At 53.8% G+C, this 14671-nt stretch carries 16 protein-coding genes; 12 read left to right on the top strand and 4 right to left on the bottom strand.

The features are described from left to right. Positions 1–303: 303 nt before the first annotated feature. The gene (locus tag HMPREF0201_RS04530; RefSeq protein WP_016535306.1) at positions 304–750 is read right to left on the bottom strand and encodes a hypothetical protein; all 447 of its coding nucleotides are present in this window, start codon (positions 748–750) and stop codon (positions 304–306) included. Beyond that, positions 743–1696 carry a winged helix-turn-helix domain-containing protein gene (locus tag HMPREF0201_RS04535; RefSeq protein WP_016535307.1) on the bottom strand — a complete coding sequence of 318 codons (954 nt, stop codon included), beginning with the start codon at positions 1694–1696 and terminating at the stop codon, positions 743–745. The genes HMPREF0201_RS04530 and HMPREF0201_RS04535 overlap by 8 nt, the downstream gene beginning before the upstream one ends. Positions 1697–2401: 705 nt before the next feature. On the opposite strand from HMPREF0201_RS04535, the gene HMPREF0201_RS04540 reads away from it, so the two are divergent. The 11 genes from HMPREF0201_RS04540 (at position 2402) to HMPREF0201_RS04590 (ending at position 11406) form a co-directional block, all read left to right on the top strand. Further along, on the top strand, positions 2402–3244 hold the full coding sequence (locus HMPREF0201_RS04540) for a flagellin N-terminal helical domain-containing protein (RefSeq protein WP_039897985.1): 843 nt from the start codon (positions 2402–2404) through the stop codon (positions 3242–3244). Positions 3245–3412: 168 nt separating this feature from the next. Continuing rightward, positions 3413–4255, top strand: a complete 843-nt coding sequence (locus HMPREF0201_RS04545; protein ID WP_039897986.1) for a flagellin N-terminal helical domain-containing protein — start codon at positions 3413–3415, stop codon at positions 4253–4255. A gap of 214 nt (positions 4256–4469) precedes the next feature. Further along, positions 4470–5789 (top strand): flagellar filament capping protein FliD, encoded by a 1320-nt coding sequence (fliD, locus tag HMPREF0201_RS04550; protein ID WP_016535314.1) that lies wholly within the window; start codon positions 4470–4472, stop codon positions 5787–5789. A 14-nt stretch (positions 5790–5803) separates the two neighbouring features. Further along, the gene (fliS, locus tag HMPREF0201_RS04555) at positions 5804–6199 is read left to right on the top strand and encodes a flagellar export chaperone FliS (RefSeq protein ID WP_016535315.1); all 396 of its coding nucleotides are present in this window, start codon (positions 5804–5806) and stop codon (positions 6197–6199) included. After that, positions 6192–6497 carry a hypothetical protein gene (locus HMPREF0201_RS04560; protein ID WP_016535316.1) on the top strand — a complete coding sequence of 102 codons (306 nt, stop codon included), beginning with the start codon at positions 6192–6194 and terminating at the stop codon, positions 6495–6497. The genes fliS and HMPREF0201_RS04560 overlap by 8 nt, the downstream gene beginning before the upstream one ends. Then, positions 6497–7537, top strand: coding sequence for a flagellar hook-length control protein FliK (locus HMPREF0201_RS04565; RefSeq protein WP_016535317.1), 1041 nt, complete (start codon positions 6497–6499; stop codon positions 7535–7537). Before HMPREF0201_RS04560 ends, HMPREF0201_RS04565 begins: the two co-directional genes overlap by 1 nt. A 12-nt stretch (positions 7538–7549) precedes the next feature. Then, positions 7550–8017: a flagellar basal body-associated FliL family protein gene (locus tag HMPREF0201_RS04570; protein ID WP_016535318.1), complete on the top strand. Its 468-nt coding sequence runs from the start codon at positions 7550–7552 to the stop codon at positions 8015–8017. Positions 8018–8040: 23 nt separating this feature from the next. Then, positions 8041–8727, top strand: coding sequence for a FliA/WhiG family RNA polymerase sigma factor (locus HMPREF0201_RS04575; protein ID WP_039897987.1), 687 nt, complete (start codon positions 8041–8043; stop codon positions 8725–8727). A 24-nt stretch (positions 8728–8751) separates the two neighbouring features. Continuing rightward, on the top strand, positions 8752–9615 hold the full coding sequence (gene motA, locus HMPREF0201_RS04580; protein ID WP_016535320.1) for a flagellar motor stator protein MotA: 864 nt from the start codon (positions 8752–8754) through the stop codon (positions 9613–9615). Next, positions 9615–10562, top strand: coding sequence for a putative lateral flagellar export/assembly protein LafU (gene lafU / locus HMPREF0201_RS04585; protein ID WP_016535321.1), 948 nt, complete (start codon positions 9615–9617; stop codon positions 10560–10562). Before motA ends, lafU begins: the two co-directional genes overlap by 1 nt. Positions 10563–10581: 19 nt before the next feature. Further along, positions 10582–11406: a C40 family peptidase gene (locus HMPREF0201_RS04590; RefSeq protein WP_244878499.1), complete on the top strand. Its 825-nt coding sequence runs from the start codon at positions 10582–10584 to the stop codon at positions 11404–11406. 48 nt (positions 11407–11454) lie between these two features. Here HMPREF0201_RS04590 and rnk read toward each other — a convergent pair whose 3' ends face one another. Both rnk and HMPREF0201_RS04600 read right to left on the bottom strand, forming a co-directional pair. Next, complete coding sequence (gene rnk, locus HMPREF0201_RS04595; RefSeq protein WP_039897988.1) at positions 11455–11865, bottom strand: nucleoside diphosphate kinase regulator; 411 nt, start codon at positions 11863–11865, stop codon at positions 11455–11457. A gap of 158 nt (positions 11866–12023) precedes the next feature. Then, positions 12024–13400: a GntP family permease gene (locus tag HMPREF0201_RS04600; protein WP_016535324.1), complete on the bottom strand. Its 1377-nt coding sequence runs from the start codon at positions 13398–13400 to the stop codon at positions 12024–12026. Between the two features lie 285 nt (positions 13401–13685). Here HMPREF0201_RS04600 and HMPREF0201_RS04605 point away from each other — a divergent pair, with 285 nt between their 5' ends. Continuing rightward, positions 13686–14516 (top strand): alpha/beta fold hydrolase, encoded by an 831-nt coding sequence (locus tag HMPREF0201_RS04605; protein ID WP_039897989.1) that lies wholly within the window; start codon positions 13686–13688, stop codon positions 14514–14516. The last annotated feature ends 155 nt before the right edge of the window (positions 14517–14671 follow it).

Below are 14671 nucleotides of genomic sequence, written 5' to 3' on the forward strand. Positions count from 1 at the left end.
AGCTTAAATCGCCTCCGTTTTCTCTCCGACTGACCAGGGTCCGGACGCCGGGAGCGGGCGGAGGCTGTGAGCGTCGGGAACGCATCTCAGCCGACCCAGGGCTGGGAGATAAAACGGAGGTTTACCGCTTGCGGCGATTTATCTCGCCGGGAGTCCGGGGTCTCGGGGGAGTGACGGTGACTGCATATGAAGCAGGTCTGGAAGTGAACGGGATCCTCTCCGAACTGGCATAAATGGCTGTAAACCGAAGAGATAATCTCTACAAGTTCGGTTATGTTTCGTTCGCCCGTGCAGCGAGAAAACTCAATGCAACGGATAAAGAAATATAATCCCGCTTTGCCCCACCACCAGCGGCTGCCCGTTAAGCTTCAGCGGCTGCATCCAGACATCCATATTCATCATCAAATCCACCAGGCCGTCTATCATCAGGCCCTTGCTGGGGGTGCTGTAGTAAATAGGCGACCAGGAAAACCACTCCTGGCCTCGCCGGGAGTCGATGCGGGTGAATTTTCCTTTCAGCATAAAGCGCGGATCGTCCGGGCTGGTGATGGTAGTTAAAATCGTGTGGTTCACCATCTCCATGCGGGAGTCGTAAACTTCTTTGCGGCGTGACATCAGGTCATAAAAGCCCATTTGAACGTCGCCGGTAGCCTGCCGGGCAGGTGCCTCGCTGCTGTACGACCAGTTGTAAAAGCCGAGCATACTCAGCGCCAGTACGGCAATTAATGCACTCAGGATCCACTTAGCCAACGGTGCAGCCCTCCATTTCGCCAATTTTTCGTCTGGTTTCACGCAGGATCAAATTGTTGAGTTGATTGCCGTCAATGCGCCAGTGGTAGATGGCCATCGCCAGCTGTTTACGGTCGCAGCTGCTCTCCAGCGAAAAGGTGTAATTCAGCGTCTGGTCGATGCTCTGGTAGTAAATATTCATCATGACGGACTGCCCTTTTAGCAACTGATTCATCTGGTAGAGCGTGCCTTTTAGCTTGGTATAAAGCTGATCTTTACCGACGTCATCGTGGCTGGCAGGGTAAATTTCGTAGAGATGAATATTGCTGTAGACGTTGCTCTCTTGCTCTCTATACATCAGCCGGTTCCGCCCGGCGTCAAAAAAGTACCAGGTCGTGCTGGCAACGATCAGTACCGCTGCGATTACCAGGAACGTAATGCCCGGCATGCTTCGCCACCAGCGAGGGGCGCGAGCCGCTGCTACCGCAGGCAGTGGGGCAGGTTGGGGGAGAAGAGGCTCCGGCTGTAGCGGCGCGACTTCCCTGACTTCCGGTTCAGCGTTGGGCTGTTCTTCATAGAGAACGCTTTCGCTTTGCAGGATGTCATCTGAGTTATCACGAACCTCTTCTTCTTCTTTTTCAATAACGCAGCAGTAATCCTGCTCCAGCAAATAACCCTTTTTGGGTATGGTTTTGATTATTCTTTGTTGTTTTCCATCATCTTCAAGAGCGGTGCGTAAAGCATGAATGGCATTGGGTAAACTATTATTGCCAATTACCCTGCGCTCCCATACTAGCGTGGTGAGTTCTTCTCTGGTGAGAATCTTTCCCGCATTTTGCGTAAGGGTATCCAGCAGCTTTAATTGATATTCACCGAGGCGCTTGCGCTCCCCGCTGGTTAAATTGAGGATTGAACCAGAGCTAATATCAATCAGCCAGTCGTTTACAGAACAGTAGCGTTTATTCATTTTTTGGCAGCAGCCATTCCTTTAATAATTAACGGATATCGCCCCCGGCAGTGGCCTGCCGAGGCTAATTAATACGTCATCATTAAGTCCATTTAGAATTCATCACTGAATTGCCGCTCGCTGCGGAGGGAACGAAAGAACAGCCTGTTCTTATGTATGAGGACAGATTCAACGGCGCTGAAGCGGAAATAAAATGTAAGTTGACAGAGCAAAAGCAGGAAAATGTCCTTCCCGGTGTCTTTTTTACGCTATAAAAGTGTGATTGGCAACGTGATTTGGAATAATTTATTCTGATTTATATTAAATGTTTTGGGTGAATGTTAATGGATGTGAGTCGTGGAGGTGAATGTTATAAAAAACACGGTGAATGTGAAAATGATGTTTTCTGTTGCCCGCGTAATTAACCGAAATGCCCAGGTGGGAATTATTTTAATTTGGAATTTTTTATTATTTATCGATTAAGAATATTCTTAAATGTGTCGCTATTGTTTTCTTTTGTGCTTTTTATTTTTATTTCCCCGTGCAAATGAGAATGACTATTAATGCAGTGTAGGATATTTGTCTGTATATAAAGAGTCAGAGTGGAGGGGTGGCAAGATATGAAAAAATATTGCTGCTGGATTTAATTTGTCCGAACAGGATGTCGTTTTATCTCAGTACAACATCAAGGGACCTGATGGTCAGGTTCATTAAGGAGAATATAAAATGTCATTATCTATTTTCACCAGCGGCTCTTCCATGGCGTCCATCAACGCGCTGAATAAATCCAACAGCATGCTGTCCACCGCGATGGAACGCCTGGGCACCGGCAAGCGCATCAACTCTTCCGCAGACGATGCGGCAGGTATGCAGATTGCTTCCCGCCTGCAGGGCCAGACTAACGGTATGGCCGTTGCGCAGCGCAACATCTCTGACGCTACCGCAATGCTGCAAACCGCGGAAGGCGCGTTCGATGAAGTGAGCAACATCATGTACCGCATGAAAGACCTCGCCACCCAGGGCGCGAACGACACCAACACTCAGGACGACCGCGACGCGATCAACTCCGAGCTGGGCGAACTGCAGAAAGAGCTGGGCAACATCATGAGCAACACCTCTTACGGCGGCGAAAAGCTGTTTGCGGCCGGCGGCAAGCTGTCCGACGACCTGAACTTCCAGATTGGCGCCAGCGCCAACGAGAAAATGACCGTCAGCCTGTCCGGCTCTCTGGCAAAAACGGCTTCTGCGATTACCGGGCTGTCAAGCCAGCTGGATATCAAAGATGCTTCCGGCGCACAGGCGCTGATGAGCAGCCTGGAAAGCAGCCTGGCATCTGTAGGCTCTATGCGTTCCAGCCTGGGTGCCAACATTAACCGTCTGGGCCACACCGCGGCCAACCTGTCCAACATGAAGGACAACACCGAGCTGGCGTTGGGCAACATTCAGGATGCGGATTTTGCCACCGAAGCTTCATCCATGACCCGCAACCAGATGCTGGCGCAGACCAGCATGTCGATGCTGAAGCAGTCCAACAGCATGTCCGGCATGGTGATGTCCCTGCTGGGCTAATCCCTGCGAGACTCTGCATGACAAAAACACCGCCTTCGGGCGGTGTTTTGCTTCCAGGCGATAAAAATTAAGTTTTTTTGATTAAGCCATTTAATTATCCCGACCGCTGTGCCGCTTTGATTAAGTAACGAAAGCTCTATAACACGAACAGAATCCAGGAGATTTACTATGTCTTTATCTATTTTCACCAGCGGCTCTTCCATGGCATCCATCAACGCGCTGAACAAGTCCAACAGCATGTTGTCCACCGCGATGGAACGTCTGGGTACCGGCAAGCGCATTAACTCTGCGGCAGACGATGCGGCAGGTATGCAGATTGCTTCCCGCCTGCAGGGCCAGAGCAACGGTATGGCGGTTGCACAGCGCAACATCTCTGACGCTACCGCAATGCTGCAAACTGCGGAAGGCGCGTTCGACGAAGTGAGCAACATCATGTACCGCATGAAAGACCTCGCAACCCAGGGCGCGAACGACACCAACACTCAGGATGACCGCGACGCGATCAACTCCGAGCTGGGCGAGCTGCAAAAAGAGCTGGGCAACATCATGAGCAACACCTCTTACGGCGGCGAAAAACTGTTTGCCACCGGCGGCAAGCTGTCCAAAGACATGAACTTCCAGATCGGCGCCAGCGCGGAAGAAAAAATGACCGTCAGCCTGTCCGGTTCCCTGTCCGCAACCGCATCCGCAATCACCGGGCTGTCAAGCCAGCTGGATATCAAGGATGCTTCCGGTGCGCAGGCTCTGATGAGCAGCCTGGAAACCAGCCTGGCGTCCGTGGGCACCATCCGTTCAAGCCTGGGTGCCAACATTAACCGTCTGGGCCACACCGCGGCCAACCTGTCCAACATGAAGGACAATACCGAACTGGCGTTGGGCAACATTCAGGATGCGGACTTCGCAAGCGAAGCCTCCTCCATGACCCGCAACCAGATGCTGGCGCAGACCAGCATGTCGATGCTGAAGCAGTCCAACAGCATGTCCGGCATGGTGATGTCCCTGCTGGGCTAAAACCCGCAGGCAGTTGCACAACAAATACACCGCTTTATGGCGGTGTTTTTGTTTCTAAGTATTGCCTTCCGCCTTCCCCCTGTGCGGAAGAATGCCTTCCCGTTTCAATTTAACTTATTGATTTTATTTTAATTTAAAATTGGCACGCTAATTGCTAAATAAATCCGCATAACGCCCGGCAAGCCCGGCGTGCCCGTATACCTGGAGATGAAAAATGTCTGATTTGACCAGTCTTGATCCTCAATACCTCGCCACGCAGCTGGCGGGTTATGACATTGCGGCGATGAAAGCGGCGCTGGAAAAGCAGAGCAAATCTCTTGGCGCACAAAAAACGGCGCTAACAGCACTGCGTACAGCGATGAGCGATTTCCGCACCGCGCTGACCGCGCTGAACAAAACCGACAGCGGCATGCTGCAAAACGTGGCGACGACAAACATTGAAGGCATCGCCAATGTTACCGCCAGCTCAAGCGCGCAGAAGGGGACTTATAACCTTTTCGTGGAGCAGCTGGCCTCGGCGCACCAGATCTCATTCGATGATATGACCGATGAGTCAATCAAAAATGCTACCGGCACCATGACGATTACCATCAACGGCAAGTCGATGGATATCGAGATGGACGATCTGCAGTCGTTGTCGGATCTGACCAAAAAAATTAATACCAATAACGATAAAGATGCGCCCGGCGTGACCGCCTCGCTTATCCGCACCGACGGTAAAGTCAGCCTGATGCTGAGCAGCGACGAAAGCGGCGAGGCAAATAAGGTTGAGCTGGATACCAGCAAAATGGACGCGAACAGCGCACAAAAATTCAGCACGTTCGAAACCATCACCCAGGCGCGTAATGCCAAATTCAAACTTGGCGAAAGCAATAAGGTTTATGAAAGCAGCTCTAATACCCTGGATAAGCTGATTGATGGCGTCACCATCAAGCTGACCAAAGCCCAGAAGGATGGAGATGAGCCGCTGCGCATCGATGTCGGGGTAGATAACACCGCCACCAAAGAGCAAATGCAGAGCTTTGTTGATGCCTTCAATACGCTGAAGGGGGAACTCGGCAAGCTGACCAACAGCGGCAGCGACGGCAAAGACCGTGGCGCGTTTGCCGGTGATGCGGGTATTGCTTCGCTCGAGAGAGATATGAACAACCTGCTGCGCCAGACCTTTGGCGACAAGAACATGACCGATTACGGCATTACCGCCTCGCGTGACGGCACGCTGTCAATCGATAGCACCAAGCTGGACAAGGCGCTTTCTGAAGATCCTCAGGGTCTGAACGATTTATTTAACGGTAAAGACGGGCTTATCAAGGGCATGGATAAGTCGCTGGATAAATACCTCAACACGTCTAACGGTTTGCTCAAAGGCCGCCAGGAAACCCTGGACCGTCAGCAGAGCGAAATGGATATTCGGTCCGACAAAATTCAGGCGCGGTATGACACCTCTTACAACCGCTACCTGAAACAGTTCACCCAGTTGCAGTCGATTATGACGCAGATGAATAACACCATGAGTATGTTTGGCCTTGCCTAAGGAAGAAGTGAGTTATGTACGGAAATGAACGGGAGGGCTTTGGTGAGTATCAGCAGTCGGACCTGGCTATTCAGGCCGCTGCCGCAAGCCCTCATCAGCTGGTGCTGATGCTGTTTAACGGCCTGATGGACGAGCTGGTGCGCGCGAAGAGTCACATTGCCGCCCGCCGCTATGAGCGCAAGGTACAAAGCATCAATAAGTGCATCGATATTCTTAACGCACTCACCAGCGCGCTGGATTATGAAAAGGGCGGTGACCTGGCATTAAGCCTCGCCAACCTTTACGACTACTGCGTTTACCGCCTGTATGACGCCAGCCATAAGCTCTCCGTTGAGTATGTGGAGGAGGTCGAAAAGATCCTTATAAATCTGCAGGAAGGCTGGCAAAAAATGGGTCAGCAGCATGGATGATATTCAGGTCATTCGCTTTCTGACCCGTGCGCTGGCGGTAGCGGCAGAGGAGGAAAACTGGCCGCAGGTGCAGGAGGTGGATAAGCAAATTGCTTCTCTGCTGGCGGCGCTTGCGCGTAATCCTCTAACCGATGCCAAACGTGTGGCGCTGGAAGACCTGCGCCGTATGCATCACAAGGTCAATGAAAAGTGCCGCCTGAAGAGCGAAGAGCTGGAGCGCAAAATGGCGCTCCAGCGCCGTAATCAGGAAGGTGTTGCCGCCTACGCGGTCTTTATGGATGAAGAGGATTTTCGCTGATGAACGTGACCGCTTCTCCAGTGTTGCTCAACGATGCAGCCGTGACTACGGCTTCCGGCTCGCTGATGGGGGCGCAGGATATGGCTGCACCTGCGGCTATCGGGGCTAAGGCTGGCGCTACCGTGCAGCCTCAGCCGTTCACTCTTGCCTTGCTGAATGTGATGCAGGCTACTCCGGCCAGCGCTGCCGAAAGCGGGCAGTTACCGGGGCAGGCTGAACCCGCCGCGGAGAGTGACGACGACGGCGATACCTTAACCGCTGATGCCGAAGCGCCGGTGGCGCTGCTTCAGCAATTGCTCGATGGTCTGCTGGCGGCAAACGCGGTTCCGGCGATGCCGGTTAACACGGTTATCAACAACGCATCGGGTCAGGTCTCATCTGAACCCGGCGGTGATCTAATTTTGCCGCTTAGCAGCAATGTGCCTGCGCCTGTGGTTCAACAGCAGACCCCTGTGGGGTTACCCGGTGTGCCGCAGGCCGTTGGCCTTAAGGAAATGACGCCGGTAGCGCCGATATTGGTGCTTCATGCTGGTGAAAACGCGGCAATCTCTGCGGCTCAGCCGGATAGCAAAGCACAGGTGTCTGGCGGTGTAACTCAGGTTACGGCAGCTTCGGCCCCGATCAAACTGGATGCCGAAGAGTCGCGTTGGGCGCAGCAGCTTCAGTCCGCGCTGGGCGATCGCCTCCAGGTTCAGGTTAAGGACCAGATCCAGCACGCCACCATCCGCCTCGATCCGCCGGATATGGGCAAGATAGACATCTCGCTGCACATCGAAAATGGCCGTATGCAGGTCACGATTAACGCCAGCCAGGGTGAGGTTTATCGGGCGCTTCAGCAGGTCAGCAATGACTTACGTCAGAGCCTGACCGAGCAGAACTTTATGCAGGTTAATGTCCAGGTTTCCTCCCAGGGAGGGCAGCGTGAGGGGCAACAGCGTCCGTCGCAGCATGAACTGGCGCAGGATGTGCAGGCCGCCGCAGCCATCGAGGCGGATGCGGGCGCGCGCCGCGAAGATGACTCCGTACTACTGACCGTTTAATGACAGAAGATTATGACTATAAAAACTTTTTCACTCGGGCTGTTAATTGCCCTGATTGCCGCGGTGTTTGCGGCTCTGCTCACGGTAGTGGGTACTCACGTTATGAATAAGGACGATGGGGCGAGCAGCCTCATTAGCTCAATGTTCAGCTCCTCAGACGAGAAGGGCGTTGAGTTTGTGGAGATTAAAAACGTCGTTATCACCCTACAAAGCGACGGCAGCAAAGAACGCTATTTGCTTCTGGAGCTGGCGCTGGCGACCCACGAGCCGGAAAACGTGCAGAAAATTAACGATATGTCTCCCGCTATCCGCGGGGCGACGGTAAGCCTTCTGTCCGACATGCATTATGACGCTGTACGGGCGATGAGCGTTTCTCAGTTAAAGGAAAAGCTTATGGCCGCCTATAGCGAGCGCTTCAAAAGCCTCAACAGCGTTATGCCGTTCAGGGATGTGATCATCAGCAAGATGGTCTTTCAGTAAGCAGCACGGCGGTAAGGAAAATGATGGATTTTATTGCTGACGATGCGCTGACCCCGGCGGACGAGTCGCGTTATGTGAACGCTTACTTACCGCTGGTGCACCGTGTTGTTAAACAGCTTGCTTATCAGGCCAGCAGCGTAATGGACAGAGAGGATATGGAGCAGATAGCCCTGATGGGGCTGCTCTCTTCCCTGCGTCGTTACGGCCATCCTGATGAGCAGTTTGGTGCCTATGCGGTACACCGCATTCGCGGCGCCGTGCTGGATGAGCTGCGCCAGCTTGACTGGCGTCCTCGTCGTCTGCGGCAGAAAACCCACAAGCTGAACGACGCCATCCGCGAGATTGCCCGCGAGCTTGGCCGGCCGCCGGTGTTTGCCGACCTTGCCGGGCGGCTGGAGATTACCGCCGAAGAGTATCAGGAATATTTGCTGCTGGACTGCGCCAAGTCGATGGAGAGCCTCGACGAGCTGCTCGGAAGTGAAACTCACTTCGTGGCGCTTAACGGCCGCTCTTTAGAGGACGAGGTGATGGTTAGCCGGACGCTGAAAACCGCGCTGGCAAGCCTTGATGAGAGGGAAAAAATGATTTTGACGCTCTATTACCAGCAGGAAATGAGCCTGAAAGAGATAGCGCTGGTGCTCGACCTGACCGAAGCGCGTATCTGCCAGTTGAATAAAAAAATAGCGCAAAAGATTGAGAGTTTTTTTTAGCAGTTTATTGAGAAGTGGAAATCCATGCAGAAATTATTAGGTTTAACGATCATTTTCGTCTGTGTTCTGGGCGGCTTTATTATGTCGGGCGGGCGCCTGGCTTCGTTCTGGCAGCCCGGTGAAATCATTATTATTTTGGGCGCCGGGCTGGGCGCGATGGTGCTGGCCAACCCGAAAGCGGTGCTGGCCGAAATGTACCGTCAGTTTCGCGGCGTGATGCGTAAAAACGAGCATACCGATGAGTATCAGCGCCAGCTACTGATGCTGCTGTTTGAGCTGCTTGAGCTGGTGCAGGACGGCGGCCTGAAAGTGCTGGACGAGCATATTGAAGTCCCTGAAAGCAGCCCGCTGTTCCAGAAGTATCCGCTTATTCTGCGCGACAAGGCGCTGATTACCTTCATCTCGGACAACTTCCGCCTGATGGCAATGGGCAAAATCAACGAGCACGAACTGGAAGGGATTCTGGAGCAGGAGCTGGTGGCGATGGAAGAAGATCTCCTCCTGCCGTCCCGTTCGTTACAGCGTACCGCAGAGGCGATGCCGGGCTTTGGTATTTGCGCAGCGGTTCTTGGAATCATCATCACCATGCAGTCGATTGACGGCTCTATCGCGGTTATCGGCGTAAAAGTGGCGGCGGCGCTTATCGGCACCTTCCTCGGCGTATTTATCTGTTACTGCCTGATGGACCCGGTTGCCAACGCCATGGAACAGCGCACCAAAAAACAGATGGCGGTGCTGGAATGCGTGCGTACCGTGCTGGTCAACCATGTGGCGGGTAAACCGACGCTGCTGGCGGTAGATGCTGGGCGCAAAATGCTGCCGATGGACTCTAAGCCGACCTTTGCCACGCTGGATGGTTGGGTCAATCAGATGACGGGTGAAGCATAATGCGCGGCAAAGCGAAGGGGCATACCACGATAATTAAGCGCTCCTCGCGCAAAAGTCATGATGCGGTTCACGGCGGCGCGTGGAAGGTAGCGTTTGCCGATTTTACCCTCGCGATGATGGCGCTGTTTATGGTGCTCTGGATTATGGGGGCGGTAACCGAAGAGGAGCGTAAAGAGATTGTTTCCCTGCTCAACAGCGACTCTTTGTTTGACGGAATGTCGCCTTCGCCGATTACCCAGCCGAACGGCTCCGGCGGCAGCATTACGGTTCTGGCCGGCAAGCCGAAGTCCGAAGACGGCGGCAAAGATGCTAAGCAGAATGCCGAGGCGATACAGGCGCTGGCTAAGCAGGCAAGCCTGGGCGAGAGCCTGAAGGACGTAAACCGCCGTTCAGAGCAGGAAATTGAGGATCTGGCGCGGACCATCATGAAGATTACCTCCGCCTATGATGCCCAGTCGAACCTGCAAATTGAGATTGTTCCGCAGGGGCTGCGCATCCTGGTGCAGGATGACCAGAAGCGTGAAATGTTTCAGCGCAGCAGCGCCATTCTGACGCCGTTCTTTAACCGCCTGCTGACCGAGTTCGCCACGGCGCTGAACTCTATCGATAACAAGATAATTATTACCGGCCACACCGACTCAACCCGCTTCCGCGATCAGGAGTTATACAACAACTGGAATCTGTCCGGAGAGCGAGCCATGCAGGCGCGCAGGGCGCTGACGAAGGGCGGGCTGGACGGCGGCAAAATATTGCAGGTTAGCGGCATGGCCGATCAGATGCTGCTCGACCCGGAACATCCTCTAAGCTCGGCGAACCGCCGCATAGAAATAATGGTGTTAACCCATTCGGCAAGCGAGTCGCTGTATCAGTTCTTTGGCCAACACGGCGAAAAGGTTATTAAACCGCTGGCGGAAAGCGTTGCTAAGACGTCGCCGCCGGCACGATAAATTTCTCAGGTATTTTGTTTTGTTAATCTCGATTTCCACCTCAATTGTCTCCACTTTTCCGCCTGCGTCCGAACTCTCCCGACGCATGGCGGGATTCTTTTTTCTGCTGCTGATGGTGTTGTTTTCCACGCAGGTATTTGCCGCGCCCGTTAAACATAAACCGACACAAAGCCGCGCGCAGACGCAGAACAAAGAAGCCCGGGAACGCATGAAAAACCGCGCAAAGCTGCTCGCGAAGGCGAAAAAACGCGTTGCCGTGGTGCCCCTCACGCCCGAACAGCGGATACGCCAGGCGGCGGAAAAACTGGCCAGCCGCAGCTGGAATCGTCAGCAGCTGGCAATGCACGCCCGCTGGCGCCCAGGATATTTTGGCGGTTCGGAGCGCCTGCTGCCGCTGGCAACCGAGTCGCTGATGGCCGAAATGGTCAGCCCGCGCGTAGAAGAGACGATTTACAAAGTGATTCATCGGCTTAAGCAGCAGCTCGGCAAGCCTTATGTTTGGGGCGGGCAAACGCCGGATCAGGGGTTTGACTGTAGCGGGCTCATTTATTACGCCTATAACCAGTTACTCAGCCGCAAGCTGCCGCGCACCGCAAACGGAATGTTCCAGGACAGCAAGTTAAAGCGGGTCAACCAGCAGCAGCTCCAGCGCGGTGACCTGGTCTTCTTCAGTATTAAAAGCCAGGACAAGGCGGATCACGTTGGCGTTTACCTCGGAGACGGGCAGTTTATTGAAGCGCCGCGAACCGGGCTGAATATCCGCATCAGCCAACTGACGGACAATTACTGGCAGGATCACTATTTGGGCGCGAAGCGTATTTTGACCGAGGAAGCGATTCTGTAAGGTTTGACCCTCACCCCTTTGGGAAGAGGGTGAGGGGAAGTTCAACGCTTAGCGGTGCAGGTCGCCGGCCGCTTCGGGCTGGTACTGAAGTTCAAGCACTTCAAGGTTGGTCTGGCTGCCGTTTGGCATTACCCAATTAATGCTATCGCCTACCCGCAGGCCCAGCAGCGCGGCGCCTACCGGTGCCATGACGGAAAGCTGGTTGTCGCTGTCCGTGAGGTTGGCAGGGTAGACCAGAGTGCGAACGTGCTCTTCCTGAGTGCTGAGGTCACGGAATTTCACCCGGCTGTTCATGGATACCACATCCGCAGGCATTTTTTCCGGACTACACATCTCAGCGCGATCCAGCTCGGCGTTTAGCGCCTCTGCGACCGGGCTTTTGGCATACTGCGGTTGCTCCAGCAGTCGGTCAAGGCGTTCGGCGTCTAGTTCGTTAATGATGATGGCAGGTCTGGACATAATTCTCTCCGTGTAAAAAAGCAGGGCACTCATGTGCTGAAAATCGTACAAAGAAAAACCCTCACCGAAACCGGCGAGGGTTGATTCTGTAATGATGATACTGAGCTTAGCTTACCGTTGAAAGGGAGATAAGTCACATTTTGGCGTGCCTGCCCGCATCAAAGGATAATACTGCCCAGCGCCGCCAGCAGGAAGGCGATGGTGCCGATTAGCGTTTCCATTACCGTCCAGGTTTTCAGCGTAGTCTTTTCATCCATTTCCAGGAAGCGGCCAACCAGCCAGAAACCGGAATCGTTAACGTGGGAGAGTACCGTCGCCCCGCCCGCAATCGCTATCACGATAAAGCACAGGTCAAACTGGCTAAGGCCGGTCGTCGCTTCAACCATCGGAGCGACCAGAGCGGCGGTGGTGGTGAGCGCGACGGTAGCCGACCCCTGAGCAACGCGCAGCGCGGTAGAGATAACAAATGCCGCGACGATAACCGGCATTCCGGTATCGGACAGCACGCCGGCAAGCGCGTCGCCGATGCCGCTGGCGCGCAGTACGCCGCCGAACATGCCGCCAGCGCCGGTCACCAGAATAATGCCGCAGATTGGGCCCAGCGCGCCGTCACAGACCTTTTCCAGATGCTGACGGCTGTGTTTTCCGCTGAACACCATCAGGGCGAAGAATACCGTGATAAGCAGGGCGATAGGCGTTTTTCCAAGCATGCGCAGGAAGTTAACCAGCGTATTGTCGGCGCTAACCCAGCCGAGCACCGTTGCGGTGTTCAGGCCGGTATCCAGGAAAATCAGCACTAGCGGCATCAGTAAAATAGCCATCACCATGCCAAAAGACGGCGGCCGGTGGTTCTCGTCCACTTCGACTTTGCCGAGGAAAGAGGAAGGCAGAGGAATATCGAATTTCTTCCCGGCATAGATGCCAAACAGATAGGCACCAAGATACCAGGTCGGGATGGCGATAATCAGGCCGACCACGACCAGCAGCCCGATATTGGCGCCCAGCAGTTCGCTGGCGGCAACCGGCCCCGGGTGAGGCGGCAGCAGGGCATGCATCACGGCAAAGGCACCCGCGGCCGGAAGAGCATATTTTAACGTAGAGCCGCCAAACTGTTTCGCCACGCTGAAGATGATAGGCAGCATCACAACCAGGCCTGCGTCAAAGAAGATAGGGAAGCCGAACAGCAGCGAGGCCACGCCCAGCGCCAGCGGTGCGCGGTGGGATCCGAATGTTCCTATTAGCGTGTCGGCCAGCACTTTTGCGCCGCCGGAGATCTCCAGCAGGCGGCCAATCATCGCCCCAAGACCAACCAGCAGCGCAACGCCCGCCAGAGTGCTGCCGAAGCCGTTCAAGATCGTCGGGACAATTTTATCGAATGCTACGCCGGTGACGAGCGCGACAACGACGCTGACCAGAGTTAGCGCCAGGAAGGCGTGGACGCGAAAGCGCATGATCAAAACCAGCAGGAGCACGACGGAGCAGGCTGCAATCCCCAAAAGGGTTCCTGCGCTTAAAGTGGTTGTTATTTCGGTCATATTATTTCCTCAAGGCCGAATTTTTAGATGAATGCGCCAGTTTTGCGTCATCTGTTTATTTTGATACCGGTAACATGATATCGGTAACATCCGGCTACCTGTAAATGAACTCTGTAATGTTTGTTAACATTTTGAGAGCAAGCTCAAACTATCGAAATAATCAGGATAAAAGGTGAGCGGGTGAGTTGTCTGGCGAGGGAAAGTCTGACAGGTGCGAGAGATACGTTACGCTTTATGGGCAACGTCGATGTTTCTGACACCTTAGACAACCGGACGGGAGAGAACATGAGCCAGTACGACAAACTGAAATTGAAGGACGGCAGCTCGCTGTATTTTAAGGATTGGGGCGAGGGGCAGCCGGTGGTATTCAGCCACGGCTGGCCGCTTACCGCCGATGCGTTTGAAGACCAAATGTTATTTCTTGGGCAGCAAGGTTTTCGGGTCATCGCTCATGACAGGCGCGGCCACGGCCGCTCGTCCCAGCCCTGGGATGGGCATAATATGGATCAGTATGCGGACGATCTGGCTGAGTTGACTGCTTACCTTAATTTAAAAGATGCCGTGCACGTTGGGCATTCCACCGGCGGAGGTGAAGTGGCCCGCTATATTGGCCGTCATGGAACCGGTCGGGTGGCTAAAGCAGTATTGATTGGCGCAGTGCCGCCGATCATGCTGAAAACAGAATGGAATCCAGATGGCGTTCCGCTCGACGTCTTTGACGGTATCCGCAAAGGCGTGGTGGAAGATCGTGCGGCGTTTTTCAAGGAATTGACGCTGGCGTTTTATGGATACAACCGCCCGGATGCCAAAGTATCTGAGGGCGTGCGTGATAGCTTCGTGGCGCAGGGAATGCAGGGAAGCATCAAGGCGATGTATGACTGTATCAAAGCCTTCTCCGAAACCGACCAGCGCGAAGATCTGCGGAAAATGACCATCCCGACGCTGGTGATTCACGGCGATGACGACCAGATCGTTCCTTTTGAAACCTGCGGTAAGGCTGCCGCGGAGCTGCTACCTGATGCTGAATTGAAGGTTTACAAAGGCGGTTCGCACGGGATTTGCACTACGCACAAACAGCAGATTAATGAAGATCTGCTGGCATTTTTAAAGAACTGATCCTGCTCTGAGTTAAAATCGGCCTATTTTTAGGTCGGTTTTATTTCAGGGAAGTAATTACCACTTTGTGGTTGTGTTATTAATAAATAGAATAAAGCTCTTGATTTTATCCCGAATAAATTTAAAATCCACGGCCGATTTTTTCCATTTCACGA

The organism is Cedecea davisae DSM 4568 (assembly GCF_000412335.2).
GTDB lineage: Bacteria > Pseudomonadota > Gammaproteobacteria > Enterobacterales > Enterobacteriaceae > Cedecea > Cedecea davisae.

Excerpts from the sequence above, each read along its gene's own strand:
- HMPREF0201_RS04535 (WP_016535307.1), bottom strand. The coding sequence starts at position 1,696 with ATGAATAAACGCTACTGTTCTGTAAACGACTGGCTGATTGATATTAGC.
- HMPREF0201_RS04540 (WP_039897985.1), top strand. The coding sequence starts at position 2,402 with ATGTCATTATCTATTTTCACCAGCGGCTCTTCCATGGCGTCCATCAAC.
- HMPREF0201_RS04545 (WP_039897986.1), top strand. The coding sequence starts at position 3,413 with ATGTCTTTATCTATTTTCACCAGCGGCTCTTCCATGGCATCCATCAAC.
- fliD (WP_016535314.1), top strand. The coding sequence starts at position 4,470 with ATGTCTGATTTGACCAGTCTTGATCCTCAATACCTCGCCACGCAGCTG.
- fliS (WP_016535315.1), top strand. The coding sequence starts at position 5,804 with ATGTACGGAAATGAACGGGAGGGCTTTGGTGAGTATCAGCAGTCGGAC.
- HMPREF0201_RS04560 (WP_016535316.1), top strand. The coding sequence starts at position 6,192 with ATGGATGATATTCAGGTCATTCGCTTTCTGACCCGTGCGCTGGCGGTA.
- HMPREF0201_RS04565 (WP_016535317.1), top strand. The coding sequence starts at position 6,497 with ATGAACGTGACCGCTTCTCCAGTGTTGCTCAACGATGCAGCCGTGACT.
- HMPREF0201_RS04570 (WP_016535318.1), top strand. The coding sequence starts at position 7,550 with ATGACTATAAAAACTTTTTCACTCGGGCTGTTAATTGCCCTGATTGCC.
- HMPREF0201_RS04575 (WP_039897987.1), top strand. The coding sequence starts at position 8,041 with ATGGATTTTATTGCTGACGATGCGCTGACCCCGGCGGACGAGTCGCGT.
- motA (WP_016535320.1), top strand. The coding sequence starts at position 8,752 with ATGCAGAAATTATTAGGTTTAACGATCATTTTCGTCTGTGTTCTGGGC.
- lafU (WP_016535321.1), top strand. The coding sequence starts at position 9,615 with ATGCGCGGCAAAGCGAAGGGGCATACCACGATAATTAAGCGCTCCTCG.
- rnk (WP_039897988.1), bottom strand. The coding sequence starts at position 11,865 with ATGTCCAGACCTGCCATCATCATTAACGAACTAGACGCCGAACGCCTT.
- HMPREF0201_RS04600 (WP_016535324.1), bottom strand. The coding sequence starts at position 13,400 with ATGACCGAAATAACAACCACTTTAAGCGCAGGAACCCTTTTGGGGATT.
- HMPREF0201_RS04605 (WP_039897989.1), top strand. The coding sequence starts at position 13,686 with ATGAGCCAGTACGACAAACTGAAATTGAAGGACGGCAGCTCGCTGTAT.